Annotated in this window: 24 protein-coding genes; 10 read left to right on the forward strand and 14 right to left on the reverse strand. The window is 30.4% G+C overall.

The genetic code is table 11. From position 1 onward, the window contains the following. The first annotated feature begins 1 nt into the window (after position 1). Positions 2-265: a hypothetical protein gene (locus H9W90_RS12765; RefSeq protein ID WP_187481971.1), complete on the forward strand. Its 264-nt coding sequence runs from the start codon at positions 2-4 to the stop codon at positions 263-265. Between the two features lie 183 nt (positions 266-448). After that, positions 449-1,090, forward strand: coding sequence for an O-methyltransferase (locus H9W90_RS12770; RefSeq protein ID WP_187481972.1), 642 nt, complete (start codon positions 449-451; stop codon positions 1,088-1,090). A gap of 46 nt (positions 1,091-1,136) precedes the next feature. Here the strand turns inward: H9W90_RS12770 and H9W90_RS12775 are convergent, their stop codons facing one another. From H9W90_RS12775 to mutS, 3 genes are all read right to left on the reverse strand, one after another. Beyond that, on the reverse strand, positions 1,137-1,442 hold the full coding sequence (locus H9W90_RS12775) for a Sec-independent protein translocase subunit TatA/TatB (protein ID WP_187481973.1): 306 nt from the start codon (positions 1,440-1,442) through the stop codon (positions 1,137-1,139). Positions 1,443-1,526: 84 nt separating this feature from the next. Beyond that, on the reverse strand, positions 1,527-1,988 hold the full coding sequence (locus H9W90_RS12780; protein WP_187481974.1) for an RNA methyltransferase: 462 nt from the start codon (positions 1,986-1,988) through the stop codon (positions 1,527-1,529). Continuing rightward, positions 1,988-4,561, reverse strand: coding sequence for a DNA mismatch repair protein MutS (mutS, locus tag H9W90_RS12785; protein ID WP_437440062.1), 2,574 nt, complete (start codon positions 4,559-4,561; stop codon positions 1,988-1,990). The genes H9W90_RS12780 and mutS overlap by 1 nt, the downstream gene beginning before the upstream one ends. Before the next feature lie 123 nt (positions 4,562-4,684). Between mutS and H9W90_RS12790 the strand changes: the two genes are divergently transcribed. The 4 genes from H9W90_RS12790 (at position 4,685) to H9W90_RS12805 (ending at position 7,900) form a co-directional block, all read left to right on the forward strand. Then, a complete protein-coding gene (locus tag H9W90_RS12790) occupies positions 4,685-5,212 on the forward strand; it encodes an RNA methyltransferase (RefSeq protein ID WP_187481976.1) in 528 nt (175 codons plus the stop codon). A 77-nt stretch (positions 5,213-5,289) separates the two neighbouring features. Then, entirely contained in the window at positions 5,290-6,462 is a 1,173-nt protein-coding gene (locus H9W90_RS12795; RefSeq protein ID WP_187481977.1) for a tetratricopeptide repeat protein, read from the forward strand. 51 nt (positions 6,463-6,513) lie between these two features. Further along, positions 6,514-7,233, forward strand: coding sequence for a sensor histidine kinase (locus tag H9W90_RS12800; RefSeq protein ID WP_187481978.1), 720 nt, complete (start codon positions 6,514-6,516; stop codon positions 7,231-7,233). Further along, complete coding sequence (locus tag H9W90_RS12805) at positions 7,223-7,900, forward strand: response regulator (RefSeq protein ID WP_187481979.1); 678 nt, start codon at positions 7,223-7,225, stop codon at positions 7,898-7,900. The genes H9W90_RS12800 and H9W90_RS12805 overlap by 11 nt, the downstream gene beginning before the upstream one ends. A 202-nt stretch (positions 7,901-8,102) precedes the next feature. Here H9W90_RS12805 and mgtE read toward each other — a convergent pair whose 3' ends face one another. The 4 genes from mgtE to H9W90_RS12825 form a co-directional block, all read right to left on the reverse strand. Beyond that, positions 8,103-9,452, reverse strand: coding sequence for a magnesium transporter (mgtE, locus tag H9W90_RS12810; RefSeq protein ID WP_187481980.1), 1,350 nt, complete (start codon positions 9,450-9,452; stop codon positions 8,103-8,105). Continuing rightward, positions 9,442-10,245 (reverse strand): 16S rRNA (adenine(1518)-N(6)/adenine(1519)-N(6))-dimethyltransferase RsmA, encoded by an 804-nt coding sequence (rsmA, locus tag H9W90_RS12815; RefSeq protein ID WP_187481981.1) that lies wholly within the window; start codon positions 10,243-10,245, stop codon positions 9,442-9,444. Before rsmA ends, mgtE begins: the two co-directional genes overlap by 11 nt. 111 nt (positions 10,246-10,356) lie before the next feature. After that, positions 10,357-10,683: a DUF4286 family protein gene (locus H9W90_RS12820; RefSeq protein ID WP_187481982.1), complete on the reverse strand. Its 327-nt coding sequence runs from the start codon at positions 10,681-10,683 to the stop codon at positions 10,357-10,359. A 33-nt stretch (positions 10,684-10,716) separates the two neighbouring features. Next, the gene (locus H9W90_RS12825; protein WP_187481983.1) at positions 10,717-12,534 is read right to left on the reverse strand and encodes a tetratricopeptide repeat protein; all 1,818 of its coding nucleotides are present in this window, start codon (positions 12,532-12,534) and stop codon (positions 10,717-10,719) included. A gap of 126 nt (positions 12,535-12,660) precedes the next feature. Between H9W90_RS12825 and H9W90_RS12830 the strand changes: the two genes are divergently transcribed. After that, entirely contained in the window at positions 12,661-12,804 is a 144-nt protein-coding gene (locus H9W90_RS12830) for a hypothetical protein (protein WP_187481984.1), read from the forward strand. A 55-nt stretch (positions 12,805-12,859) separates the two neighbouring features. On the opposite strand, the gene serS is transcribed toward H9W90_RS12830, so the two are convergent. Further along, positions 12,860-14,134 carry a serine--tRNA ligase gene (serS, locus tag H9W90_RS12835; RefSeq protein ID WP_187481985.1) on the reverse strand — a complete coding sequence of 425 codons (1,275 nt, stop codon included), beginning with the start codon at positions 14,132-14,134 and terminating at the stop codon, positions 12,860-12,862. 58 nt (positions 14,135-14,192) lie between these two features. Continuing rightward, on the reverse strand, positions 14,193-15,125 hold the full coding sequence (locus H9W90_RS12840) for a bifunctional riboflavin kinase/FAD synthetase (protein ID WP_187481986.1): 933 nt from the start codon (positions 15,123-15,125) through the stop codon (positions 14,193-14,195). Positions 15,126-15,317: 192 nt separating this feature from the next. Here H9W90_RS12840 and H9W90_RS12845 point away from each other — a divergent pair, with 192 nt between their 5' ends. Then, positions 15,318-18,170: a TonB-dependent receptor gene (locus tag H9W90_RS12845; protein WP_187481987.1), complete on the forward strand. Its 2,853-nt coding sequence runs from the start codon at positions 15,318-15,320 to the stop codon at positions 18,168-18,170. A gap of 17 nt (positions 18,171-18,187) precedes the next feature. Further along, positions 18,188-19,732: an SGNH/GDSL hydrolase family protein gene (locus H9W90_RS12850; RefSeq protein WP_187481988.1), complete on the forward strand. Its 1,545-nt coding sequence runs from the start codon at positions 18,188-18,190 to the stop codon at positions 19,730-19,732. Positions 19,733-19,807: 75 nt separating this feature from the next. On the opposite strand, the gene H9W90_RS12855 is transcribed toward H9W90_RS12850, so the two are convergent. Then, positions 19,808-21,022: an aminotransferase class V-fold PLP-dependent enzyme gene (locus H9W90_RS12855; RefSeq protein WP_187481989.1), complete on the reverse strand. Its 1,215-nt coding sequence runs from the start codon at positions 21,020-21,022 to the stop codon at positions 19,808-19,810. A gap of 98 nt (positions 21,023-21,120) precedes the next feature. On the opposite strand from H9W90_RS12855, the gene H9W90_RS12860 reads away from it, so the two are divergent. Next, positions 21,121-22,443 (forward strand): serine hydrolase domain-containing protein, encoded by a 1,323-nt coding sequence (locus H9W90_RS12860; RefSeq protein ID WP_187481990.1) that lies wholly within the window; start codon positions 21,121-21,123, stop codon positions 22,441-22,443. A gap of 53 nt (positions 22,444-22,496) precedes the next feature. Here the strand turns inward: H9W90_RS12860 and H9W90_RS12865 are convergent, their stop codons facing one another. From H9W90_RS12865 to H9W90_RS12880, 4 genes are all read right to left on the reverse strand, one after another. Next, positions 22,497-22,700, reverse strand: coding sequence for a hypothetical protein (locus H9W90_RS12865; RefSeq protein WP_187481991.1), 204 nt, complete (start codon positions 22,698-22,700; stop codon positions 22,497-22,499). A gap of 97 nt (positions 22,701-22,797) precedes the next feature. Then, positions 22,798-24,111: a Fe-S cluster assembly protein SufD gene (gene sufD, locus H9W90_RS12870; RefSeq protein ID WP_187481992.1), complete on the reverse strand. Its 1,314-nt coding sequence runs from the start codon at positions 24,109-24,111 to the stop codon at positions 22,798-22,800. A gap of 86 nt (positions 24,112-24,197) precedes the next feature. Next, complete coding sequence (sufC, locus tag H9W90_RS12875; RefSeq protein ID WP_187481993.1) at positions 24,198-24,947, reverse strand: Fe-S cluster assembly ATPase SufC; 750 nt, start codon at positions 24,945-24,947, stop codon at positions 24,198-24,200. Positions 24,948-24,959: 12 nt separating this feature from the next. Further along, on the reverse strand, positions 24,960-25,796 hold the full coding sequence (locus H9W90_RS12880) for an N-acyl homoserine lactonase family protein (RefSeq protein WP_187481994.1): 837 nt from the start codon (positions 25,794-25,796) through the stop codon (positions 24,960-24,962). Between the last annotated feature and the right edge of the window lie 6 nt (positions 25,797-25,802).

A 25,802-nucleotide genomic window follows, 5' to 3' on the forward strand; every position in this document is an offset into this window, starting at 1 on the left:
GATGTTTAAAAGACTAAAAATAACTTGTGACGAGGCTACAACTATCTGTGATAAAAATCAGTATGGTGAGGCTACTTTATTAGATAAAATAAAGCTAAATATTCACTTTATTAGATGTAAAATTTGCTTTAAATATACAAAGCAAAATATGACACTTACAAAGATTTATAAAGGTCATGCAATTAGTTGTAAAGAGTTAAAACATTGCTTAAGTGCAGAAGATAAAGAAGCACTTAAAAAAAGTTTAGAAAATAATAAGGCATAAAAGAATTTTTCGTGATTTTTAAAAAATCACATTTTTTGATTTTTTGTTAGATTGAAACGGGATTTATAGAAATATAGATTCCGTTTTTTTGTACTTTTGAAAATAAGATTAGTAGACCTTTAGATTTTATGATTTTGTGATAAAAATTTCTAGTAATCTAACCATCAATAAATTTCTAAACAAATGCACTTTTTACCAGAAAACATAGATAATTACGTTGTAGAACACTCTCAACAAGAACCAAAAATTTTACAAGAATTAAGCAAAGAAACTTGGCAAAAAGTTTTAAACCCAAGAATGTTAAGTGGTGCTTTTCAAGGAAGAATATTATCTATGATTTCGAAGTTAATTCAGCCTAAAAATATTCTCGAAATTGGCACTTATACAGGCTATTCTGCACTTTCTTTAGTTGAAGGTATGCATATTGAAGGAAAATTGTTTACAATTGATAAAAACGAAGAATTAGAAACACTTCAAAATAAATACTTTGAAAAATCTGGTTATAGAAACAAGATTCATCAATTTGTAGGAAATGCTAAAGAAATTATACCAAAAATTGATGAGAAATTCGATTTGGTTTTTATTGATGCAGACAAATCTAACTACATTAATTACTTTCATTTAATTATAAATAAAATGAATCCTGGAGGAATAATTTTATCCGATAACGTACTTTGGAGTGGGAAAGTGGTAGAAAAATTAGATCCAAAAGACAAAGACACAAAAGTACTTTTAGAATATAATAAACTTTTGAATGAAGATGCTAGAATAGAAACTGTTTTGTTACCAATTAGAGATGGTTTAACAATTAGCCGAGTAAAATAAGGTATTTAATAATTGATTTAAGTAAAAGCAAATAACGCTAAATAAATTACATGTTACGCTTTATTGGTCCGGTAAGATCGTCTATATCTTTTTTAACTCTCTGAAATTCTTCGCTAATTCCTTTTGTAGAATCTTTAGCAACGTTAGAAACAGCATCTGTATCAATTTTATGCTTTTCAGAACTTTCGTTAATTTCTTTTTTAATATCGTTTGTAGCGTCTTTTACTTGGCGCATTCCTTTCCCTAAACCTCTTGCTATTTCAGGAATTTTATCTGCACCAAAAACCATTACCACGATTAACATGACAACCATAATTTCTGGACCGCTAATAAATAAAAGAATTGAATTCATATTACAAAGATAATGAGATATTTTAATAAATTGAACAAACTATTATTTCTTTAACAATACATTCTATTTTATTAATATGGTAAGCTATTTTTTAAAATTTAACTTTGCTTGTCGATCATACATAATAATGCTTCCTGCTACAGAAACGTTTAAACTTAATTCTGACTTAAATTTTACTAAATGATGCGATTTTTCTATAGCTAATTTAGACATTCCATGATCTTCTGCACCTAATAAATACACACAACGTTTAGGGTGTTTAAAAGTCTCTAATTGAACCGCTTTTTCATCTAGTTCTACACCAACTAACATGGCACCTTTTGGTAGATTGTTAAAGAAATCTTCAAAAGTTTCGTAATGAAAATAAGGCATTGCACCAAAAGCTTTATGAGTATCGCAAGCTTGTTTTGCATACCTATTACCAATGGTAAATATAAAACTTGCGCCTAAATTTTGTGCCGAACGCCAAAGAACACCTAAATTTTCAGGAGTTTTTCCATTCTGAATTCCAATTCCGAAAAAACCTTGTTCTAAATTATTTATCATTACTTTTTTGTCAACATTCGCTTAATTTCATTCAATTTCATTAACGCTTCAATTGGTGTTAAGGTATCTATATTTGTTGATAAGATTTCATCACGAATATTTTCTAACAATGGATCATCTAATTGAAAGAAACTCAATTGCATTTCTTCGTGTTGAGATTGTTTTAAAACGTCTTTAACCTCCGAGTTTTTATTATTTTTCTCTAATTGAGCCAATATTTTATTCGCTCTATGAATCACCATATTTGGCATTCCAGCTAATTTTGCTACGTGAATACCAAAACTATGATTAGAGCCTCCAGAAACGAGTTTACGCAGAAAAATAATATTGTCTTCCAATTCTTTTACAGACACATTAAAGTTTTTAATGCGCTCGAAAGTGGAAGTCATTTCGTTTAGTTCGTGATAATGAGTTGCAAATAATGTTTTTGCTTTGGATGGATGTTCATGCAGAAATTCAGAAATTGCCCAAGCAATCGAAATTCCATCATACGTAGAAGTTCCACGACCAATTTCATCTAATAAAATTAAACTTCTATCAGAAACATTATTCAAAATAGAAGCAGTTTCATTCATTTCTACCATAAAAGTAGATTCGCCCATAGAAATATTATCACTCGCACCAACTCTGGTAAAAATTTTATCTACAATACCAATTTTTGCATTTTGAGCAGGCACATAACTTCCCATTTGTGCGAGTAAAACAATCAAAGCAGTTTGTCTTAAAATGGCTGATTTACCAGACATATTGGGCCCAGTAATCATAATTATTTGTTGCAAGTTTCTGTTTAAAACAACATCGTTTGCAATATAGGTTTGGTCGATTGGCAACTGCTTTTCAATTACAGGATGCCTTCCATTTTTTATGTCCAAATCTGTGCTTTCATCCATAATTGGGCGCACATAATTGTTATCAATCGCTAAAACAGAAAAAGAGAGTAAACAGTCAATTTTTGCAATAATTTGTGCATTTTCTTGTACTTTTTGTACAAAACCGATGACATATTGCAATAATTTAGAAAAAATTTCTTGCTCTAAAACTTGAATTTTTTCTTCCGCTCCTAAAATTTTAGTTTCGTATTCTTTGAGTTCTTCAGTAATATAACGCTCTGCATTTACCAAAGTTTGCTTGCGAATCCATTCTTCAGGAACTTTGTCTTTATGCGTGTTTCTAACTTCAATATAATATCCAAAAACATTGTTAAACGCAATCTTTAAACTGTTGATTCCTGTGCGTTCTGTTTCACGAGCTAACATATTGTCTAAATACTCTTTCCCTGAATTGGAAATCGCACGTAAATCATCTAATTCTTGATGAACGCCAGAAGCAATTGCATTTCCTTTATTGATGTTTACAGGAGCATCATCTAACAAAGTTTCACTAATTTTTTCAATTAAAACTTCACAAGTATGTAATTGATTTCCGAGTTCTTTTACAGCTTTATTTTTACTTTTTTGTGATGCTACTTTTATCGGTAAAATCGCTTTTAAAGAATCTTTTAAAAGTACAATTTCTCTTGGTGAAGCTTTACCAGTGGCAACTTTAGAAATGAGTCTTTCTAAATCGGAAATTTGTTTTAATTGATAGGTTACTGTCTTCGAAAAATCATCTGAATCTATAAAAAACTTTACCAATTCATGACGATTTTTAATTTCATCAATGTTCTTTAAAGGCAAAGCCAACCAACGTTTTAATAATCGTCCACCCATTGGTGAAATGGTTTTGTCAATAACATTTAAAAGTGTGACAGCATTTATAGAATTCGGATTGTACAATTCCAAATTTCTGACAGTGAACCTATCCATCCAAACATAATTGTCTTCTGCAATTCTACTAATTTGTTGAATGTGTTTTAACTGATTGTGTTGTGTTTCCGATAAATAATATAAGACTGCTCCTGCAGCAATAATTCCGTTTTTTAAATCTTGAACGCCAAAACCTTTCAATGTTTTTACCTCAAAATGATTCTGTAAAGTTTCGTTTGCATATTCTGCTTGAAAAACCCAATCATCCAAATAAAACGTATAATATCTGTTTTCAAACAGTTCTAAAAATTGTTGTTTGTGCTGTTTTTGAACCAAAACTTCACTTGGCGAAAAGTTTTGCAATAATTTATCTATGTATTCTTCATTTCCTTGAGCAACCAAATATTCGCCAGTAGAAACGTCTAAAAATGAAATTCCGAGTTGTTTTTTATCAAAATGAACAGCAGCAAGAAAGTTATTTGTTTTAGTCTGTAAAACTTCGTCATTTAAAGAAACTCCAGGCGTAACCAATTCTGTAACTCCACGTTTTACAATGGTTTTGGTCATTTTTGGGTCTTCTAACTGATCGCAAATTGCAACACGCATTCCAGCTTTTACCAACTTTGGTAAATACGTATTTAAAGAATGATGAGGAAAACCTGCCAACGCAGTTTCAGTCTCACTTCCTGCGCCTCTTTTTGTAAGTGTAATTCCTAAAACACCAGCTGCTTTTTTAGCGTCTTCGCCAAAAGTTTCGTAAAAATCTCCCACACGAAAAAGCAACATTGCATCAGGATATTTATTCTTGATAGCATTGTACTGTTTCATTAAAGGCGTTACCTTTTTTGGTTTGGATTTTGCCAAGGTTTTGGAAATTTTCAGTTAGTTTTGCGAAGATAAAAATAGTAAGCAGTTTTCAGTAGCGGTTTGCAGTGAACTTATCCACAAAATATGAGAAAACTAAAAAATAACGAGTTAGGTAGAATTACGGTTGATGAATTTAAATCTGTAGAAAAAACGCCTTTAATTGTCGTTTTAGACAATATTAGAAGCTTAAATAATATTGGTTCCGTATTTAGAACTTCGGATGCTTTTCTAGTTGAAAAAATCTATTTATGTGGTATTTCTGCAACTCCACCAAATAAAGACATTCATAAAACTGCTTTGGGTGCAACAGAATCTGTGGCTTGGGAATATGCTGAAGATACTTTGGAATTAGTTAAAAAATTGAAAGGAGAAAGTGTAAAGGTTTTATCCATAGAACAAGCAGAAAACAGCACAAAACTGAATGATTTTCAGCCAAAAAAAGGCGAAAAATATGCAATTGTTATGGGTAACGAAGTTAAAGGAGTACAACAAGAAGTGGTTAATGCTTCTGATTTTTGTATCGAAATTCCGCAGTTAGGAACCAAACATTCTTTAAATATTTCTGTAACGACTGGTGTAGTAATTTGGGATTTGTTTCAAAAAATGCAGTAGAAATCTTTTTTATTAAAAATGAAAAGGCTATTTTTATGAGGCTATAAAATGTAAGAAATTATTACCTTTTTTACCCTATGAAAAAGAACATATTCCTGTTTTTATTTTTTACCGTATTTGTTGCCTTTTCGCAAAAACAAAAAGACTCTATTGCTTTCTATTTAAAGAACGCGAAAGGTGTAAACAAGTTTTTATATTTAAAAAGAGCAGTTCTGCTTTCTGAAGAATTAAAAATAGACTCTCTTATTAAACAAACAAGTATTGAGTATGCAAAACAAAGTTATTTAATCAAAGATACTTTAGGACTTACATTCTCTAAAAACAAATTGCTAAACCATTTTCAACTTACAAAAGATTCTTTTTCTCTAGCTAAAGCTTATCATTTAGAAGCTTTAAACCATAAGATAAAAAATAATTTAGATAGTACTTTTTATTATTACCATAAATCAAAAAATGTTTCTTTAGCTCTTAAAGATTCTATTGAAATTGGTAGAAGATTATTATCTATGGCTATTATACAAGTAAAAGAGTTAGATTTTTTAGGTTGCGAAATAACAACAATAGAGGGTTTAAAATATATAGAACCAATTAAAGAATACAGAACTTTAATTTCCTTATATCAAACTTTAGGGAACGCTTTAGGAAACTTAAAAAAACCAAAAGAGGCTAGAGATTATTATATAAAAGCAAAGGAAATTACTAAGTTTAACAATGTTAAATATAGAAGAGAGAAAAATTACTTAAACTTATTGAGTAATATTGGAATGACCTATAAAGATGAAGGGAATTTAATTAAAGCTACCTCTTTATTTAAAGAAGGGTTAAATTACGATAGTTTAGATATTAAATATCCTGAACAATACCAAGTTCTATTAGGAAACTTATCTTCCATATATTTTAGAGAAGGAAAAACAGATAAAGCAATAGAAGGCTATAAAAAAGTTTTAAAAAGTAGAATAAAAAGTAAAAACCTTTATTCTCAAAGTGTTTCACACTGTTTTTTAACAGAGGCATATTTAAAGAAAAAAAAATACTCTTTGGCAAAAAAACATGCAAACCAAGGTTTAGCATTAGCACATAAAACAAGAAATAATAAACAAATTTTAATGTTTTATAAATTTTTGTCAGAACTTACTAAAGGTGAAAAAGCTAAAAAGTATTTAGAAAATTATATAAAATTAAGTGATAGTTTATTTACTCGAGAGAGAAACTTAAAAAATCAGTTTGCAAAAGTTAGATATGAAACTTAAAAAAAGGATATAGAAAATGCAAGTTTAAAGGATGAAAACACAAAGAAACAGTTGCTTTTTGAAAGGGAGAAACAACAAAAAACAATTGGTTGGTTAGTTGCAGGAGTAAGTATTTTATTTATTGGTTTTGGAGCAAGTGTTGTTAACAATAGAAGAAAAAAAATACTTTTCGAGTCGAAATTACAACAAGTAGAAGTACGAGAAAAAGAACGACAACAAATAGCAAAAACATTACATGATGAAGTTGCTGGAGATATAAGAATGTTGCATTTAAAATTAGCCAAAACGAATAAAATTGAAGAGGCAAAAAGTTTACATTCTATTAATGAAAATGTTCGAAATTTATCGCACCAATTAAGTAGCGAAAGTTTTGATAAAGTATTTTTTAAAGATCAAATAATTAATCTAGTTTCAGATTTCTTTGAAGCTGATTTTAGAATAAAAGTAAAGAAAATTGATAGTATTTTATGGAAACCCATAAACAACGCTATTAAAAGAACTTTATTTTTGTCTATTAGAGAAAGTCTTCAAAATGCTAAAAAACACGCAGCAGCTAAAGAAGTTATATTAACTTTTAAGGAAACTAAAAAAGTACTATTTCTAACAATTTTCGATAATGGAAAAGGGTTTGATATTTCATCAAAAAAAACAGGTATTGGTTTAAAAAATATGCAAGAACGCATTGAAGAAATTAATGGTGTTTTTTCTATTAAAAGTGAATTAGAAAAGGGAACAGTTATAAATATTGAAATACCAAAAAGTGGCAGTTAAAACAAGAATTTTAGTAGCAGATGACCATCAATTAGTAATACAAGGAATTTTATGTTCATTAAAAGAAGTTGGAGATTTCGATGTTGTAACAACTAATACTTGCGATGAAGCTTTTCAGTTGATAAAAACGAATCAAAAAACAAATCCTTTTCATTTATTATTTACAGATTTAAGTTTCGATAATACAAATTCCGAAAGTAAATTAGATGGAGGAGAAGAGTTGATTAAAGCCATTAAAAATAATGAAATTGATATAAAAATTGGTGTAATCACTGGCCATACAGAAACCAATAGAGTGTATAATGTTATTAATAATTTAAACCCTAATGCATATTTATTAAAAAGTAAATGCGATGCCACAGAAATTGGTTTTGCTATTCAGAAAATGCTAGCTAATGACTATTATTACACACATGAAATTCATCAAAAAATAATGCGTAGAAACATTGTTCAAATTCAAATGGATGATGTAGCAATTCAGATTTTAAAAGAGCTTCCAAACCACCCAAAAATTAGCAATTTAGAAGGAATTATTACAAAAAATGACGGTGTTTTTTTAAAACTACGTTCTATAGAATTAAAATTAGCAAATTTAAGAATAGATTTAAATGCAAATAACAATACAGATTTAATACTAAAAGCAAAAGAATTAGGAATTGTAGATTAGTACTGTTTTTCGGAAATCCGTAATTCTATCTACGGCTTTCCGTAATTTTTTTCTAAAAAAGTAATATACCTTTACATTGTATTTCTGTTTTGCTAAAAACAGATGTAAATACAAGGGATTAATTGCAGATATGAATTAGGGGTTTATATCTAAATATTAAGAGAAAAAGTAAAAAACCTTTCAGTTTAACTGGAAGGTTTTTTTATATACCTAAAATAAGTTTTGCAATCATAAAGTAAATTAATATTCCAAAAATATCATTACTTGTAGTTATAAATGGCCCAGTTGCAATTGCAGGATCTATACCTCTTTTGTTTAAGAATAATGGTACAAAAGTACCTATTAAACCAGCAATAATAATTACAACTACTAGAGATGCAGAAATAGCTAAAGCAAGGTCTATTTTACCTTCGTAAGCCCAAACAAAAAAGAACAGAAACAAAGCTAAAATAACACCGTTTAAAGCTGCTAAAAGCATTTCTTTTAAAAGTCTGCTATTGATACTTCCTTTTACATCGTCATTTGCTAAACCTTGTACAATAATTGCTGAAGATTGTACACCTACATTTCCTGCCATTGCTGCAATTAAAGGAGTAAAAAAGAATAATGCTGCGTATTTAGAAAACACATCTTGAAAACCTTCCATAATGATAAACGCACCAACACCACCAACTAAACCTAAAAACAACCAAGGAATACGTGCTTTTGTTAACTGCAAAATACTATCGTCTGAATCTACGTCTTGCGTTAAACCTGCAGCCATTTGGTAATCTTTGTCTGCTTCTTCTTTTAAAACATCTACAATATCATCAATAGTAATTCTTCCTAATAAAACGTTGTTATCATCTACAACTGGTATAGCTTCCAAATCGTATTTTGTCATTATTTTAGCAACCTCTTCATCATCTTCATGCACGTTTACAGAATCTACTGTGTCTTTAGATATATCTGCTATTTTTTGATCAGATTTTGCAATAATTAAATCTTTTAAAGACAATCTACCAACTAGTTTATCTTCTTTATCTACAACATAAATAGAGTGTACTCTTGTAACATCTTTTGCTTGTCCTCTAATTCTACGCATACAACCAGCAACTGTCCAAGTTTCATAGACTTTTACCAATTCTTTTGCCATCAAAGCTCCAGCAGTGTCATCATCATAAGATAATAATTCTTTAATATCTGCAGCTAAATCATCATCTTCTAAAGCATTAATTACACGTTTTTGACGTTCTTCGGAAAGTTCTCCAATAATATCTGCAGCATCATCTGTGTCCATTTCTCCAACTTCATCTGCAATTTCTTGTGCAGATAAACTTCCAAGAATTTTTTCACGAGTGTCTTCGTCTAATTCTGTAAGAATTTCAGAGGTTTTTTCGCTATCTAAAAGTTTTATAATATAAATAGCTTCATCGAAAGTTACTTCGTCTAAAACTTCTGCAATATCTGCAAAGTGTACTTCAGAAAATAAGATAGTTAATGCTTTATCATCTTTAGAAATGATAAGTTCAGAAAGGTTTTCTAAAAAGTCATCAGTAATTTCAAATGCCATTATTCACTAGTTTTTTAGTCAATTCTATAAAATCGTCTACAGATAGCTGCTCTGGACGTTTTGCAAATATAGGCTCTTCTTTTAAAGAATCTGAAAGATTGAAAGATTTTAAACTAGAACGCAACATTTTTCTACGTTGATTAAATGCTGTTTTTACAACTCTAAAAAATAGTTTTTCATCTACAGGAAGTGAATAATCCTTTTTTCTGATGAATCTTATAACACCAGAATCTACTTTTGGTGGTGGATCGAAAACCGTTGGTGGAACAGTAAATAAATATTCCACATCAAAGAAAGCTTGTGTTAAAACAGATAAAATTCCGTAAACTTTAGAACCTTCTTTTTCTGCAATTCTCATTGCAACTTCTTTTTGAAACATTCCTGCAAATTCAGGAACGTATTCTCTATTTTCTATGGCTTTAAAAACAATTTGTGTAGATATATTATAAGGGAAATTACCAATTATAGCTACTTGTTCTTTATTAAAAATTTCTTGAATTTCTTTCTTTAAAAAATCACCTTCAATAATCTCAAATTTTTCTTTAGAAGTGTTTAAGTTCAGGTGTTCTAAAGGAAACGTTTCATGCAAATAGGCAACAGATTCTCTGTCTAATTCCATGACCGTAATTTTAGGTTTTTTTTGCAATAGATATTTGGTTAAAACACCCATTCCAGGACCAATTTCTAATACATTATCATAGCCATTTTCTGTTAAAGCATCTGCAATATTTTTTGCAATTGTTTCATCAGTTAAAAAATGTTGGCCAAGATGTTTTTTTGCTTTTACAGACATTACAGTTCTTTTTTGCTTCAATTACAAATGTACAAACATTAATAACCAAGAAATTGATAAAACGAAATAGTTACTTAATAATCCTTTTAAACTTATTTAAGAGTAGAGTTTTTAATTACTTGCAACAGTTGGAAAAAATTCATTAATTATTTTAAGTTCTGTTCTAAATGCCACCATTTTATCTGCAAATTTTGCACCGTCTTTTCGTAATTTATCTGCATCAAATTGATAATAATCATCTAAATCTTCTCTAGTATTTGCTGTGTATTGAACAGAATAGGTTTTGCCTCCCATTTCTTCATCAACTAAAACCTGCGTAAGTTTTGCAGATAGAAATCTGCCTGTATTTAGAACATCTGTAATGTGAGTTTCCATCCAGTTTAACCATTCTTCATGAACAGATTCATCAATATTTATAGTTACGTTATATATATACATTTTTAAGGTTTTTATTAGGTTCACTTTAAAAAATTACAAGTTGTCTCCTCGTAATTTTCGATATTTTTTTCTGGCATCTACCAAATAAATACTAGATGGGTGTTCAAAAATAATTTTCTGATAGTATTCTTGAGCCTTTTCTTTATTGTTTAAATTATTATTATAGATTTCTGCCATCATAAAGTAAACATCATCGGTTAAAAAACCTTGATTATCAGCTGCAATTATTTTTGCCAAATTTAAAATAGCTTCTGCATATTTTTTTTGTTTTATATGAAGTTTTGCTTTAAAAAATAAAACATCGTCATAGATTACTTCTCCAGGAACTAATCCATTTACAAAAATATCTTTTTGTGTAAATAACTTATCTAATTCTGCCAAAGCATCATCATCTTTATTTTGAAAAGCTAACAATTCTGCATTTGCTAATTGTTTTAAACCCGAAGGAATAGAATCAAGTGGTTCATTATCTGTAATTTTTAAAAACAATGCTACAGCATCATTTGCAATCAATTGTGTTGTAGATCCTTTTAATACTTTTAATTGTGCTTTAGCCCAAGTAAAATCGCCTTTAAAATAACTTGTTTGTGCTACTTTAAAACGAGCTTGTTGTGCTAATTCGTGATTTTTTAATTGTGTTTGAATTTGAGAAAAGTAAATTAATGCTTTATTAAATTTACCGGTAAAAACTAAAATATCACCTAATTTTAATTTAATTCTTGCTTTGTCGAATTTAGAACTTGAAAAATTAATGGCATTTTCAAGAACTTTTTTTGCTTCATTTGGTTTGTTTTCAGAAAAAGTTAAAAAATCTGCATATGCTACTTGCAATTGTATTGTTGCAGTATTTTTACCAAATTCTGTAAATAAGGATTGAAACAAGGCTTCAGTTTCAGGATTTTTTGTGGCAACAGCTATTTTAGCCAAGTATAAATTTGCATCAATTTTTTCTTCTTTTAATGTGGATTTTTGGTTGATAAAAACAAAACAATCATTTGCGGCATCAAAATAATTGTTTTCGAAAGCTATTTTACCTAAACTATAAATTTTAGAGAGGTCTGTAGGATTTCTTTGATACAAAGCTTTTTCTTGAATTAAAGCTTTTCCATAGTCTTTTTGCTGAGCAAATAACCAAGCTAATAAAACATTCCAAACATCTTTTGGGTTGCTTGCAGACTTTCTTAAAAGGGTTTTTCTGAATAAAACGTTTGCTTCGTTTTCTGAATCGTCTGTAATATATCTGCTAGTATATCTTTGTACAAGGCTAAAATAACTTTCTTGTTTGTCTACCATATCTATGTATGATTCAAACATTTGTTTATAATCTCCTTTTTCACCATAAATTTGCGCAATTTGAAAATTATAATTGGCATTTTTATTGGCTTCCATTGCTTTTTTATAGGTTAAAATTGCATAATCTAGCAAATTGTAATCTTTAAAAAGCCTTCCAATAATTCCGCCATAAGCAGCATTTTTCCCCAAATTATTTAAAGCTAAATCGTAGTTTAGTTTTGCTTGTTCTTTTTGTTGTTGTCTTTCGTAATTGTATCCTAAATAGACGTACAAATAAACTTGACTGTTATTTGCTTTTATTCTACTTTTTAGTAAGTTTTCTGCTAACAGAAAGTTATCTGTTTCTTGGTAGCAAGAAATTAATCGTCCAAGATAAGTGGTGTTAAAGGAAGATTTGTCGTATAATTTTTTAAAAAGTTGTGTTGCTTTCTCATATTCTCCTTCTCTGTAATAGTTTTCTGCTATCAGATAATCGTTTTGATCCGTTTTCTGTTGTATGTTTTGTGAGAAACAAAACGTTGTAACAGAAAGAAAAATAAAAAGAAAAAGGTTTTTCATCGAAATCAAAGATAATTAAGAAATATGTTAAAATTTTATTAAACCAAAGGCTTTTTGAAATTCTTTTGTAACATTTTGGCACAGAAGTTGTCTATATGGTAAGTAACTAATCAAAAACTAAATATTATGAATACTTTTTCTCAACAATACCAAATAGCAAAAAACAACTCAATAGAGTTTATGAAAAACGGACAAATTTCTGCGTATTTGAACGCTCTTGTAGAAATGAATAAATACAAAAGATTAATGATTGCAGTGGTTGCAAATTAATTTTAGTTGCTAGTTTTTAGTTAAAATTGTTACTAAAAACCAACAACAAAAATTATTAATCTATAAGGCTAAATCCACAATAAGGAACTAATACATCTGGTATTTTAATTCCTTCTGCTGTTTGATAGTTTTCTAAAATTCCTGCCAAAACACGTGGTAATGCTAAAGAACTACCGTTTAAAGTATGTGCAAATTCGCTTTTCCCATCTTTGTTTTTAAAACGAAGTTTTAATCTGTTCGCTTGAAAAGTTTCAAAATTTGAAGCAGAACTAATTTCTAACCATCTGTCTTGTGCTGTAGAAAATAATTCAAAATCGAATGTTAAAGCAGCTGTAAAACCAGTATCTCCACCACACAAACGTAAAATTCTGTAAGGTAATTTTAATTCTCTTAAAATATCTTTAATATGCTCTACCATATCACTTAAAGCATGGTAAGATTTGTCTGGATGCTCCACTCTTACGATCTCTACTTTATCGAATTGATGCAATCTATTTAAACCACGAACATGCGCTCCATAACTTCCAGCCTCACGTCTAAAACAAGGTGTGTAACCAGTTGCAGTTATAGGAAAATCGCTTTCCTGAATTAAATTACCACGAAACATATTTGTAATTGGCACTTCTGCTGTAGGAATTAAATACAAATCGTCTACAGTAGAATGATACATTTGTCCATCTTTATCTGGTAATTGCCCAGTTGCAGTAGCAGATGCTGCATTCACCAAATGCGGTACTTGATATTCTTTATAACCAGCTTCAATATTTTTATCTAAAAAATAGTTGATTAATGCACGCTGTAATCTTGCGCCTTTTCCTTTGTAAACAGGAAAACCTGCACCTGTAATTTTTGTACCTAATTCAAAATCGATAATGTCGTATTTCTTTGCCAACTCCCAATGAGGAAGTGCATTTTCTCCTAAATCAGGAATAATTCCTTCTTTAAAAATTTCTTCATTATCTTCTTCCGAATTTCCAGCTTTTACAGAAGCATGAGGAATGTTAGGTATTTGATATAATAAATTCTGAAGTTCATCTGCAAAACCGTTTAAAGTTTCAGACAATTCTTTAGATTTCTCTTTTAACTGACTAGTTTTTTCTTTTAAAATGTTCGCTTTTTGTACTTCTCCAGATTTAAAAAGACCTCCAATTTCTTTGGATAAAGTATTAGATTCCGCTAAAATATCGTCTAAAGAAACTTGAGTTGTTCTTCTGTTTTCATCGGCAGTTAAAACCTGCTCAATAATAGTTTCAGCATTTGCAAAATTACGTTTTGCCAAACCATCTAAAACGGTTTGCTTATTTTCTCTAATAAATTGTACTTGTAACATTTTGTTCTGTATATAAGGAGCAAATATACAGTAAGCTTAAGAATTTAGCAATGTAGAATTAAAGATTGTTTTTTATATAATCTCTTGCAGTTTCTTCGTCTTTTTTAAGTTGAAGAATTAGTGAATCTAAAGAATCGAATTTTTCTTCATCTCGTAAAAAGTAGATTAAATCTATGTTTAAATTTTTGCCATATAAATCTTGGTTGAAATCAAAAAAATGAACTTCAATTGTTTGATGATTTCCATTTACGGTTGGTCTGTTTCCAATATTCATCATTCCAAAAATAGTGTTATTTTCTATGGAAGATTTTACCACATAAACTCCTGTTTTAGGTATCAGTTTGTACTTTTCTTTAACATCTATATTTGCTGTTGGATAACCAATTTTTCCTCCTAATTTTTTTCCGTTTACAACTTTACCATTCAGCATAAAATTATAACCTAAATAATTATTAGCAGTTTTTAAATTTCCAGAAGCTAAAGCACGTCTAATTTTTGTAGAACTTACAGAAACATCATCAATATCTTGTGCCGGAATTTCTTCTACCTTAAAATCGTACAAATGACTGTATTCTGTTAATTGTTGAATATTTCCTTCTCTGTTTTTACCAAAATGATGATCGTAACCAATAATTAATTTCGAAATATTAAACTGATTTACCAAAACATCTCGCACAAATTCAAGTGCAGTAATCCTTGAAAATTCTTTACTAAAAGGATGAATTATTAAATAATCTAAACCAGTTTTTTCTAACAGTTTTGCACGTTCATCAATCGTGTTAATTAATTCGATGGTAGCATCTTTTTGCAACACCATTCTTGGATGTGGAAAAAAGGTAAGTAAAACAGATTTTTTTCCAGCTTGTTTCGCTTCAGAAACCAGTTTTTCTAAAATTTTCTGATGCCCAAAATGAACACCATCAAAAGTACCAATAGTAACAAAAGTTTTTTCTTGTGTAGAAAAGTTAGAAATATCTTGAATGGTAATCAAAAAAGTAAATATTTATGATATTACAAATGTACAACAACTATACGTTTAAATAAATAGATTAATTTGTTTTTGAATCTAGATTTTGTTAAAAAAAGACAGTCTTTTTTGACAAAACAACAAATTTAGCTATCAAATAATCAATAATTCAAAAAAAATTGTATTTTGCGTATCAGTTAACAAATAATTCAAATTATGATAAAAAAATTTTTACTTCTAGCGTTTATAGCTTTTGGTAGTATTACAATGGTTGCACAAACCACTGTTACTGGTGTAGTTACAGATGCCGCTTCAGGAGAAACACTCCCTGGAGCCAATATTAAAGTTTCAAGAAAAGCAGTTGGAACAACAACAGATTTTGATGGTGCTTTTACTTTAACAGTAACTGACAATCCGCCATTTACAATTGAAATTTCTATGCTAGGTTTTCAAACTGAAAAGGTAGAGATTACAAAAAACAACCAAAAAGTTGAGGTTAAATTAACAGAGAATGCTACATCTTTAGACGAAATTGTGGTTTCTGCTTCTAGAACACCAGAACGTATTATGGAATCTCCTGTAACTATTGAAAGAATGGATACAAGAGCTATAAAAAACACTTCTGCGCCTTCATTTTATGATGGTTTAGAGAATTTAAAAGGTGTAGATATTAACACAAACAGTTTAACTTTTAAATCTGTTAACACTCGTGGTTTTGCAACTTTTTCTAATACACGTTTTATGCAGTTAGTAGATGGTATGGATAATTCATCACCAGCATTAAACTTTGCATTAGGTAACTTATTAGGAATGTCTGAATTAGACGTAAAAACGGTAGAGTTATTACCAGGAGCATCTTCTGCTTTATATGGAGCAAATGCTTTTAATGGTATTATGTTTATGACAAGTAAAAGTCCTTTTGATGATCAAGGAATTAGTCTTTCTTTAAAATCTGGATTAACAAGCCAAGATGCTGCTGGAGATAATATGTTTTATGATACAAGTATTAGAATGGCATACGCTTTTTCTAATAAGTTTGCTGCAAAAGCAACTTTTTCTTATTTAAAAGGAACAGAATGGTTTGCAACTGATTATAGAAATACAGCTAATGGAGGTTATACTTCTGGAGACAGAAATTCTGATAGAAATTATGATGGTTTAAATGTATATGGAGACGAAGTTTCTACAAACTTAAGAGGTGTAGCACAAACTTTAGAAGGATTGGGTATAATTCCTAATGGTGCATCTGCATTAATTCCTAATGAAAGTGTAAGTAGAACAGGTTATGATGAAAGAGACTTAATGACTTATGAAGCTAAAAGTGTTAAATTTGGTGGTTCATTAAATTACCGTCCTTTTGGTGATGATCGTTTAGAAGTAATATGGAATTCTAAATTTGGAGTTGGTAACACTATTTACCAAGGAACAAATAGATATAACATTAAAGACTTCTTTATGGAGCAACACAAATTAGAATTTAGAGGAAAAAACTTCTTTGTAAGAGGTTATATGACCAATGAAGATGCAGGTAATTCTTACGATACTCGTTTTGCAGCTATTAACATAAACAGATCATGGAAAGATGACAACACTTGGTTTGGACAATATGTTGGAGCTTATTTACAAGGAACTTTAGGCGGTTTAAATTCTGATCAAGCACATGCAATTGCTAGACAAACAGCAGAGACAGGAAGATTATTACCTGGAACAGCTGGTTTTCAGTCTGCTTTAAATAAAGTTTCTTCAGACCCAGATTTAGTTACGGGTGCAAAATTTCAAGATGCAACTAAATATTATCATGCAGATGCCAATTATAATTTTCAAGATGTAATAGATTGGGCAGAATTTCAAGTAGGAGGTTCTTACAGATTATATTCTTTAAATTCTAACGGAAGTATTTTTACAGATTATGATGGGCCAATTGAATACAATGAATATGGTGTATACACACAAGCTCAAAAACAATTTTTAGAAGAAGATCGTTTAAAAGTAACAGCTTCTATCCGTTATGACAAAGCACAAAATTTTGATGGTAATTTCTCTCCAAGAGTTTCTTTTGCGTATGCAGGTGGAGAAAATAAAAACCAAAACTTTAGAGCATCTTTTCAAACAGGTTTTAGAAACCCAACAACACAAGATCAATACATTGGTTTAAATGCAGGTAGAGGATTTTTAGTAGGTTCTGCTCCAGATAATTTAGATAGATATACAACCTCTCCATTAACGGTTAGTGGTTTAGGGCAAAACTTTACAGGTTCAGGAACAATTTCTGTTTCAGGAAGAGCTGCTTATGAGAATGCATTTTCTGCAACTTCAGTAGAAGCTTTTGCAGCAGGACAGGTAGCTGCTCCAACAAATGCAAATGTATCTTTAGTAAAACCAGAAAAAGTAACTGCTTACGAAGTTGGTTATAGAGGTTTAGTAGAAGCTGGAGAGCAAAGAGTAACAGTAGACATGAGTGTATATTACAACCAATATGAAGACTTTATTGCAAATAAAAATGTAGTAGTTCCTTTTTATGGTGATGTTGATTTAACACAAACTGCACCTGTTGGACCAGGTGGAGCTCAAGTTCCTTTAGCTTTAGTTGCATTAGGAAGTGGAGATTTTACAGCTTTTCAAACTTATACAAACTCTGCTGCAGACATTAGTTCTTATGGAGCAACAATTGGTTTAAACACAAGTATTTTAGGTGGGTTTAATTTAGGGTTAAATTATACGTATGCGAAGTTTGATTTCGATCAATCTACAGATCCAGATTTCGAAGCTGGTTTTAACACACCAGAGCATAAAGTTAAATTACAGTTTGGTAAAAGAGATTTATTTGAAAACTTTGGTTTTAATATAAACGCAAGATGGCAAGATGAATACAGATGGGAATCTACGTTTTTAGATGCTACAATAGCTTCTAGAACTGTTTTAGATGCACAAATTAACTATAGAGTTCCTAAATGGAAATCTGTATTTAAACTAGGAGGCGCAAATTTAACAGGTCAAGAATACGTAAGTGCACCAGGAGTTGGGGCAATAGGTTCTCAATATTACCTTTCTTGGACAATTAATAACTAATAAAAATAAGATATTTTATGAAAAATTATAAATATATAGGATTGTTTCTTTTATCTATTGGTTTTGCATCTTGTGATGTAAACAATGAATTAGACACAATTCCTGAAGAAGTTGTACCGGAAGTACAATTAAATACAAACGGATTAGATTTCTCTAAATACGTGTCTTTAGGAGCCTCTTTTACAGCAGGTTTTACAGATGGAGGAATGTTTAAAGCGGCTCAAGAAAATTCGTTTCCTAATATTTTGGCAAACAAGTTTGGTGTGCAAGCTAGTTTTAATCAACCTTTAATGAATGATAATATTGGTGGTCTTTTATTAGGCGGAAATGTTATTCAAGGACCAAGGTTATTTTTTAATGGTGCAGGACCAGCTTCTTTACCAGCAACTCCAACTACAGAAGTTACAGTGAACGTTGGTGGAAATTTAAATAACTTTGGAGTTCCAGGAGCAAAAAGTTTTCATTTATTGGCTGCAGGTTATGGTAACGTAGCAGGAATTCAATTAGGTTTAGCAAATCCTTATTTTGCAAGAATGGCTTCTAGTCCAAATGCAACAGTTTTAGGAGATGCAATGGCGCAAAGCCCAACATTCTTTACTTTATCTGAAATTGGAGGAAATGATGTTTTAGGATATGCAACTTCTGGTGGATCTGGAGTAGATCAAACAGGAAATCCAGATGCAACAACTTATGGAGGTTCAGACATTACAGACCCGGCTCTTTTTAGTCAAGTTTTTAATGGTTTAGTAGCTACATTAACTTCTGGAGGAGCAAAAGGAGTAGTGGCAAACGTACCTTATATTACTTCTTTATCTCATTTTACAACTGTACCTTACAATCCAATTCCTATGAGTGCTGGTTTGGCTGCACAAGTAAATGCTGCATATGCTCCTTATAATGGTGGTATTCAGCAGGCTTTTGGAGTATTGGTTCAATTACAAGTAATGACACCAGAACAGGCAGCTGCAGAAATAGCTAAAAGAACAATTAGTTTTTCTGCTGGACAAAATGCAGTTGTAATTGTAGATGAAAGCTTAACAGATTTAGGAGCACTTAATCCAGCTTTTGGTGCTTTAAAACAATGGAGACAAGCAACAGCAGAAGATTTATTAGTATTAACAAGTTCTTCTTTTATTGGAACGTTAGCAGACCCTAATAATCCCTCTAGTGTAAACGGTGTTGGTGTACCATTAGCAGATAACTGGGTAATTACTCCAGAAGAGCAAATGGCTATAAAAACAGCTACAGATTCTTATAACGCTACAATAGAAGCTACAGCATCTGCAAATGCAAATATAGTTTTGGTAGATTTTAAAGGTCTTTTAGACGAAGCATCTACTACAGGTATTGTTTTTGATGATTATACAATGACAACTAGTTTAGTTACTGGTGGTTTGGTAAGTTTAGACGGAATTCATTTAACAGCAAGAGGTTACGCTTTAATGGCAAACAAAATTTTAGCAGCAATGGATGCAGAGTTTGGTTCTAACTTTACAAAAGCAACTAACGGTTTAGCTAAAGCAGGAAATTATCCTACAAATTACTCACCTATGTTGAGGTAATTAAATGTAATTTATTATACTAAAAAAGGTTGAGCATTTGCTCAACCTTTTTTGCTTTATATTGAAGTTTAACTTTTAAGAAAGCATCATTATCGCTCTTTTTAAAGCTACAATCATTACATCTATTTCTTCTTTTGTGTTGTAAAAAGAGAAAGAAGCTCTTACGGTTCCTGGAATTTTATAGAAGTCCATAATTGGTTGGGCACAATGATGTCCTGTTCTAACAGCTACACCTAATTTATCTAAAATTACGCCAATATCATATGGATGAATTTCACCGACATTAAAAGAAATAACCGCAGTTTTTTCTGAAGTTGTTCCGTAAATTTTTAAACCTTCAATTTTTAATAATTCTTTGGTTCCATATTTTAGAAGCTCATCTTCATAACTTGCAATGTTATCGAAACCAACAGCATTCATATAATCTATTGCGGCTCCAAAAGCGATACCACCACAAATGTTTGGTGTTCCTGCTTCAAATTTATGTGGCAAACCTGCATAGGTTGTTTTCTCGAAGGTAACAGTATCTATCATTTCTCCTCCACCTTGATAAGGAGGTAATTTTTCTAACCATTCTTGTTTTCCATACAACATTCCAACACCTGTTGGGCCACACAATTTATGTGCAGAAGCCACATAGAAATCAACATTTAAGGCTTGTACATCTGGTTTTATATGTGGAGTTGCTTGTGCTCCATCAATTAAAACAGCAGCACCAAATTTGTGTGCAGTTTCTATAATTTCTTCAATAGGATTAACAGTTCCCAAAGCGTTTGAAACATGATTGCAAAAAACCAATTTCGTTTTTTCGTTTACCAAATTATGATACGCTTTCATGTCCAATGAACCATCTTCCAACATTGGAATTACCTTTAAAATAGCGCCTGTTTTTTCACACAACATTTGCCAAGGCACAATATTAGAATGATGTTCTAAGGCAGAAACAATAATTTCATCATCTTTATTTAAAAGTGATGCAAAACCAGATGCAACTCTATTTATGGAGTCTGTTGTACCAGAAGTTAAAATGATTTCATATGCGTGTTTTGCATTAAAATGATGCTGAATTTTAATACGCGCTTCTTCGTATTTATCAGTTGCTTCCTGGCTTAATGTATGTACTCCTCTGTGAATATTTGCATTGTAATTGCTGTAATAATCTACAATGGCATCAATAACAACTTGTGGCGTTTGTGAAGTCGCTGCATTATCGAAATACACCAAAGGTTTTCCGTTTATTTCTCTTTTAAGAATGGGGAAATCTGCTCTTATTTTATCAACATTTATCATACAAATCATTTTAAAGTACAAAGATAAAGGATGGAATTTTAAAGTGATAAGAAAGTCGATATGATTTTCTTATTTTTACATCACTAAAATTTGTGTTGATGAAGATTTTCAAGAGAATATTACTTTTATTAGCGGTTTTTATATTAATTGCTGTTATATATAACTATCCGAAATTGAATATGTTATCTGGCTATTCAGCAAAAAACACTGCTTCTTCTGTTTTTCTTTCGGAAAGAACTTTAGAATTTACAGATACAACAGATAATAATTTTTCACCAGTTAATTTAGCTACTGATAAAGTAGATTTAGAAAAGCAATTTGCAACTTCTTCTGCATTAGGTTTATTAACTAGAAAAGCAATTTATAGAAAAGGTTTAGGTTCGGTTTTAACGTTGGATGAAATTGATGAAACAGCGCCATATTTAGTTCCTAAAAGACTAAAACCTGATAATAAAACTCCTTTTCCTTATGGAAATGCGCCACAAAAAGACACAGTTTTTACCAATGTTAATTATAAAAAGTTAGAAGAAGCAATCGATTATTTATTTGAAGAGAATAACCAAACTAGAGCAGGAGTTGTTATTTATAAAAACCAAATTATAGCGGAAAGATATGCTAATGGTTTTAGTAAAGATTCTAGAATTTTAGGATGGTCTATGACAAAAAGTATTACAAGTACTTTGTTCGGAATTTTAGAGCATCAAGGAAAAATAAATGTACAGAATAAAGCGCCAATTGAAGCTTGGCAAAATGATGAAAGAAAGCAAATTACTATTCATAATTTATTACAAATGAATTCTGGTCTAGAATGGGATGAAAATTATGATGAAATTTCTGATGCAACTAAAATGCTCTTTTTAGAAAGAGACATGACACAACAACAAATACACAAACCTTTTGTTGGTAAACCGAACGAAACATGGAATTATTCTTCTGGAACAACCAATTTATTATCAGGAATTTTAAGGAATCAATTTAAAACACATCAAGAATATCTAGATTTTTGGTATGTAGATTTAATTGATAAAATTGGCATGAATTCTATGGTTGTTGAAGCAGATTTAGACGGAAATTACGTAGGTTCTTCTTATGGTTGGGCAACACCAAGAGATTGGGCAAAACTTGGTTTATTGTATTTACATAACGGAAACTGGTATGGAGAACAATTATTTGCAAAAGATTGGGTAAAATATGCCACTACAGCAACACCAACTTCAAATGGTTGGTATGGAGCACAAATTTGGTTAAATGCCGGGAAAAGATATCCAGATGCGCCTAAAAATATGTACTCATTTAATGGTTTTCAAGGACAAAATGTTTTTATTTTACCAGATGAAGAATTGGTAATCGTAAGAATGGGATTAACTAAAAATGCAGACTTAAACCAATTTTTGAAAGAAGTTTTAAATTCTATAAACTAAAAAAACCATTCTTTTAAGAATGGTTTTTTATAGTTGAATGTTTGTTTAATCTATTAACTTTTTCCTTTCACTAAACTTATGGCTATTGCTACAATACCTAATGCAATAGTAATATAAGAGTTCGTGTTATCTTGTGCTTTTACAAGGTCTAAATCACCAATTGAAACTTGTGCTTCTGGCTGAATCATTGTATAAATTCCGTAACCTAATAAAATAATTCCGGCTACTAATAATACTGTTTTAATACTTTTGTTCATGATGTTGATTTTTTATAAAGTTAGTCAATTTTTAACAAAACTAAATAAATGATGCAATTCACATTAACTTGTTTGAAACAAAAGTTAACTGTATTACTTACAAATCAAAACCCATATTAACGCCTAATTTGTTTGCGATAATTTTGGTAATTCGTTGTTTTACTTCTGGTATTTTTACACTTTCTAGAACAGTATTCGCGAATGCATACATTAATAATGCTTTTCCTTCTTTTTTTGGAATTCCACGTTGTTGCATGTAAAATAAAGCGTCATCATCTAATTGCCCAATTGTACAACCGTGAGAACATTTTACATCATCAGCAAAAATTTCTAGTTGAGGTTTTGCGTTTATAGTTGCTCTATCGCTAATTAAAACGTTGTTGTTTTGTTGATATGCATTCGTTTTCTGAGCTTCTTTTTCAACAATTACTTTTCCGTTAAAAACTCCAGTAGAACGTTCATCAAAAATTCCTTTGTAATCTTGATGAGACTCACAATTTGGCTCTATATGATGTACTAAAGTATGATGATCTACATGTTGTTTTCCTTCAATAATTGTAATTCCTTTTAAGATAGAATCGATATGTTCTCCTCTTTGATAAAAGTTTAAATTATTTCTTGTAATGTTTCCTCCAAAAGAAAAAGTATGTACAGAAACAATACTATTCGATTTTTGTTCGATATAAGCATTGTCTACCAAAGATGCTTTTAAATCGTCATTCTGAATCTTATAAATATCTACAGTTGCATCTTTTGCTGCAAAAACTTCTGTAACAGCATTTGTTAAAACTGGATTAGAAGTTAAACTTTGGTGACGTTCTATAATTTGAACGTGTGCATTCTGTTCTACCACAATTAAGTTTCTTGGCTGTAACATAGTTGCAGCTTCAGAACCTGTAGTAAAGTTTATAATTTGAATTGGCTTTTCAACCTCTGTATTTCTTGGAATATTTATGTAAGCACCTTCGTTTGCAAATGCAGTATTTAAAGAGGTTAAATTGTCTTGTTTAGCAATTTTATTGAAATAATTATCAATAACAGCTTTGTATTTTGATTTTGTTAATGCAGAAGACATTAAGCAAACATCAATTTTATCGTGAGTAGTTTCTGATAAAAATGAGCTATACTTTCCATCAATAAAAACGATTTTATACGAATCTATATCATGGATAAAGTATTTTTTTACGTGTGCTAACTCAATTGCATTTTCTTTATGAGGAAATAAGCTATAATCTTGCTTTAAAACTGAGTTTAAAGAAGTGTATTTCCAAGCTTCCAATTTTCTTGTTGGGAAACCTAAATTTTCAAAATTTTGAAGCGCTTCTGAACGAATCTCGTGAATATCCGAATTGGTGTCTACACGATTTTCAAATGCTACGTATGATGATAGTAATTTATCTTTTAATTCCATTTTTTTTATGTTTAAAGTTCAAAATTTTGAATTCAAAGTTGCTGAACCTTGAACTAAAAATTTTGAATTTTGAACAAGAATTAGGTTTAAACCAATTCTTGCTTAATCCAATCATATCCTTTTGCTTCTAACTCTAAAGCTAAAGAAGCATCACCTGTTTTTACAATTTTTCCATCATGTAAAACGTGAACAAAATCTGGAACGATATAATCTAATAAACGTTGGTAATGCGTAATTACAATTACTGCATTATCTTTCGATTTTAATTTGTTAACTCCATTTGCAACGATTCTTAAAGCATCTATATCTAAACCAGAATCAGTTTCATCTAAAATAGCTAATTTTGGCTCTAACATTGCCATTTGAAAGATTTCGTTACGTTTCTTTTCTCCTCCTGAAAAACCTTCGTTTAAAGAACGAGATAAGAATTTACGGTCTATTTCTAACAATTCAGATTTCTCACGAATCATTTTTAACATGTCTTTTGCAGGCATGTCTTCTAAACCTTTTGCTTTACGAGTTTCGTTAATTGCAGTTTTTATAAAGTTGGTTACAGAAACTCCAGGAATTTCCACTGGATATTGAAACGATAAAAAAACACCATTATGAGCTCTTTCTTCAGGAGCAAGTTCGCTAATATCTTCACCATTTAACTCAATGCTACCAGCTGTAACTTCGTACTCTTCTTTACCAGCAATAATGTTTGCCAAAGTACTTTTTCCAGCACCATTTGGTCCCATAATTGCATGAACCTCTCCAGCTTTTACTTCTAAATTTAATCCTTTTAAGATAGATTTATCGTCTATACTCGCTTGTAAATTCTCTATTTTTAACATCGCCTTTTGCGTTTATTTTTTTGATAATATTTTTTCTAATTTTTTGAAATCTTCTGGTGAATGCTGAATGATTACTTCTGCATTTTTTTCTTTTGCAAAATCTTCAAACTTGTTCATACTTTCTAAAGTTTGTTTTGCATCATAATTAAATGATGGAACTCCTTTATTTATTCTGTTTTCTTCGAAATGATACAAATCTCCTGTTAATAAAATAGGCTTTTCTAAACCTAAATCAACATATAAAACTTGGTGCCCAACTGTGTGTCCTGGCATGTATTTTATAACAACAGTTCCATCACCAAAAACATCGTAATCTCCATTTATTTTTTTTACATTTTTTAATTCAGCAACTGCAGGATTTTTAGTTTTTAAAGTATCTCCTAAAACAGAATTGTATTCATTTTCTTGAACAATCCAAGTTGCATCTTTCATGTAATTTGCATGTCCTGTATGATCGAAATGTGAATGAGACATTGCAAAATATTCAAAATCATCAATTTTAAAACCAATCGTTTTTAATTGATTCGCCAAAGAATCTGGTCTTTGAATTCTAAAAACGCCACTTGGCTCATCAAAAGGTTCTGGCACAACTAATTGTTCTGGCAAACCTGCATCCCACATTAAGTTTCCTTTTGGATGTTCAATTACATAATATGCATCTGTAAACTGCTTTGTTTGTCCAGTATACGTTGTGTCTTGAGAGAAAACTTCTAACTTTTTTACAAAAATAGAACCACCAACTAATTGATGTAATTTTACTTTTGGTTTCGAAACTTCTTCGACCTTTTTTTCTGATTTTTTACAGCTTACAACGCTAATTGCAAGGAATAAGAAAAGTATTTTTTTCATTTTGAT

Source organism: Polaribacter pectinis, from assembly GCF_014352875.1.
GTDB lineage: Bacteria > Bacteroidota > Bacteroidia > Flavobacteriales > Flavobacteriaceae > Polaribacter > Polaribacter pectinis.

Bases quoted from the DNA above. Each gene is read 5' to 3' on its own strand.
- H9W90_RS12820 (WP_187481982.1), bottom strand. From the start codon at position 10,683: ATGTATATATATAACGTAACTATAAATATTGATGAATCTGTTCATGAA.
- mutS (WP_437440062.1), bottom strand. From the start codon at position 4,561: ATGAAACAGTACAATGCTATCAAGAATAAATATCCTGATGCAATGTTG.
- serS (WP_187481985.1), bottom strand. From the start codon at position 14,134: ATGTTACAAGTACAATTTATTAGAGAAAATAAGCAAACCGTTTTAGAT.
- H9W90_RS12795 (WP_187481977.1), top strand. From the start codon at position 5,290: ATGAAAAAGAACATATTCCTGTTTTTATTTTTTACCGTATTTGTTGCC.
- H9W90_RS12860 (WP_187481990.1), top strand. From the start codon at position 21,121: ATGAAGATTTTCAAGAGAATATTACTTTTATTAGCGGTTTTTATATTA.
- mgtE (WP_187481980.1), bottom strand. From the start codon at position 9,452: ATGGCATTTGAAATTACTGATGACTTTTTAGAAAACCTTTCTGAACTT.
- rsmA (WP_187481981.1), bottom strand. From the start codon at position 10,245: ATGTCTGTAAAAGCAAAAAAACATCTTGGCCAACATTTTTTAACTGAT.
- H9W90_RS12825 (WP_187481983.1), bottom strand. From the start codon at position 12,534: ATGAAAAACCTTTTTCTTTTTATTTTTCTTTCTGTTACAACGTTTTGT.
- sufC (WP_187481993.1), bottom strand. From the start codon at position 24,947: ATGTTAAAAATAGAGAATTTACAAGCGAGTATAGACGATAAATCTATC.
- H9W90_RS12850 (WP_187481988.1), top strand. From the start codon at position 18,188: ATGAAAAATTATAAATATATAGGATTGTTTCTTTTATCTATTGGTTTT.
- H9W90_RS12855 (WP_187481989.1), bottom strand. From the start codon at position 21,022: ATGATAAATGTTGATAAAATAAGAGCAGATTTCCCCATTCTTAAAAGA.
- H9W90_RS12765 (WP_187481971.1), top strand. From the start codon at position 2: ATGTTTAAAAGACTAAAAATAACTTGTGACGAGGCTACAACTATCTGT.
- H9W90_RS12770 (WP_187481972.1), top strand. From the start codon at position 449: ATGCACTTTTTACCAGAAAACATAGATAATTACGTTGTAGAACACTCT.
- H9W90_RS12880 (WP_187481994.1), bottom strand. From the start codon at position 25,796: ATGAAAAAAATACTTTTCTTATTCCTTGCAATTAGCGTTGTAAGCTGT.
- sufD (WP_187481992.1), bottom strand. From the start codon at position 24,111: ATGGAATTAAAAGATAAATTACTATCATCATACGTAGCATTTGAAAAT.
- H9W90_RS12790 (WP_187481976.1), top strand. From the start codon at position 4,685: ATGAGAAAACTAAAAAATAACGAGTTAGGTAGAATTACGGTTGATGAA.
- H9W90_RS12780 (WP_187481974.1), bottom strand. From the start codon at position 1,988: ATGATAAATAATTTAGAACAAGGTTTTTTCGGAATTGGAATTCAGAAT.
- H9W90_RS12775 (WP_187481973.1), bottom strand. From the start codon at position 1,442: ATGAATTCAATTCTTTTATTTATTAGCGGTCCAGAAATTATGGTTGTC.
- H9W90_RS12845 (WP_187481987.1), top strand. From the start codon at position 15,318: ATGATAAAAAAATTTTTACTTCTAGCGTTTATAGCTTTTGGTAGTATT.
- H9W90_RS12865 (WP_187481991.1), bottom strand. From the start codon at position 22,700: ATGAACAAAAGTATTAAAACAGTATTATTAGTAGCCGGAATTATTTTA.
- H9W90_RS12830 (WP_187481984.1), top strand. From the start codon at position 12,661: ATGAATACTTTTTCTCAACAATACCAAATAGCAAAAAACAACTCAATA.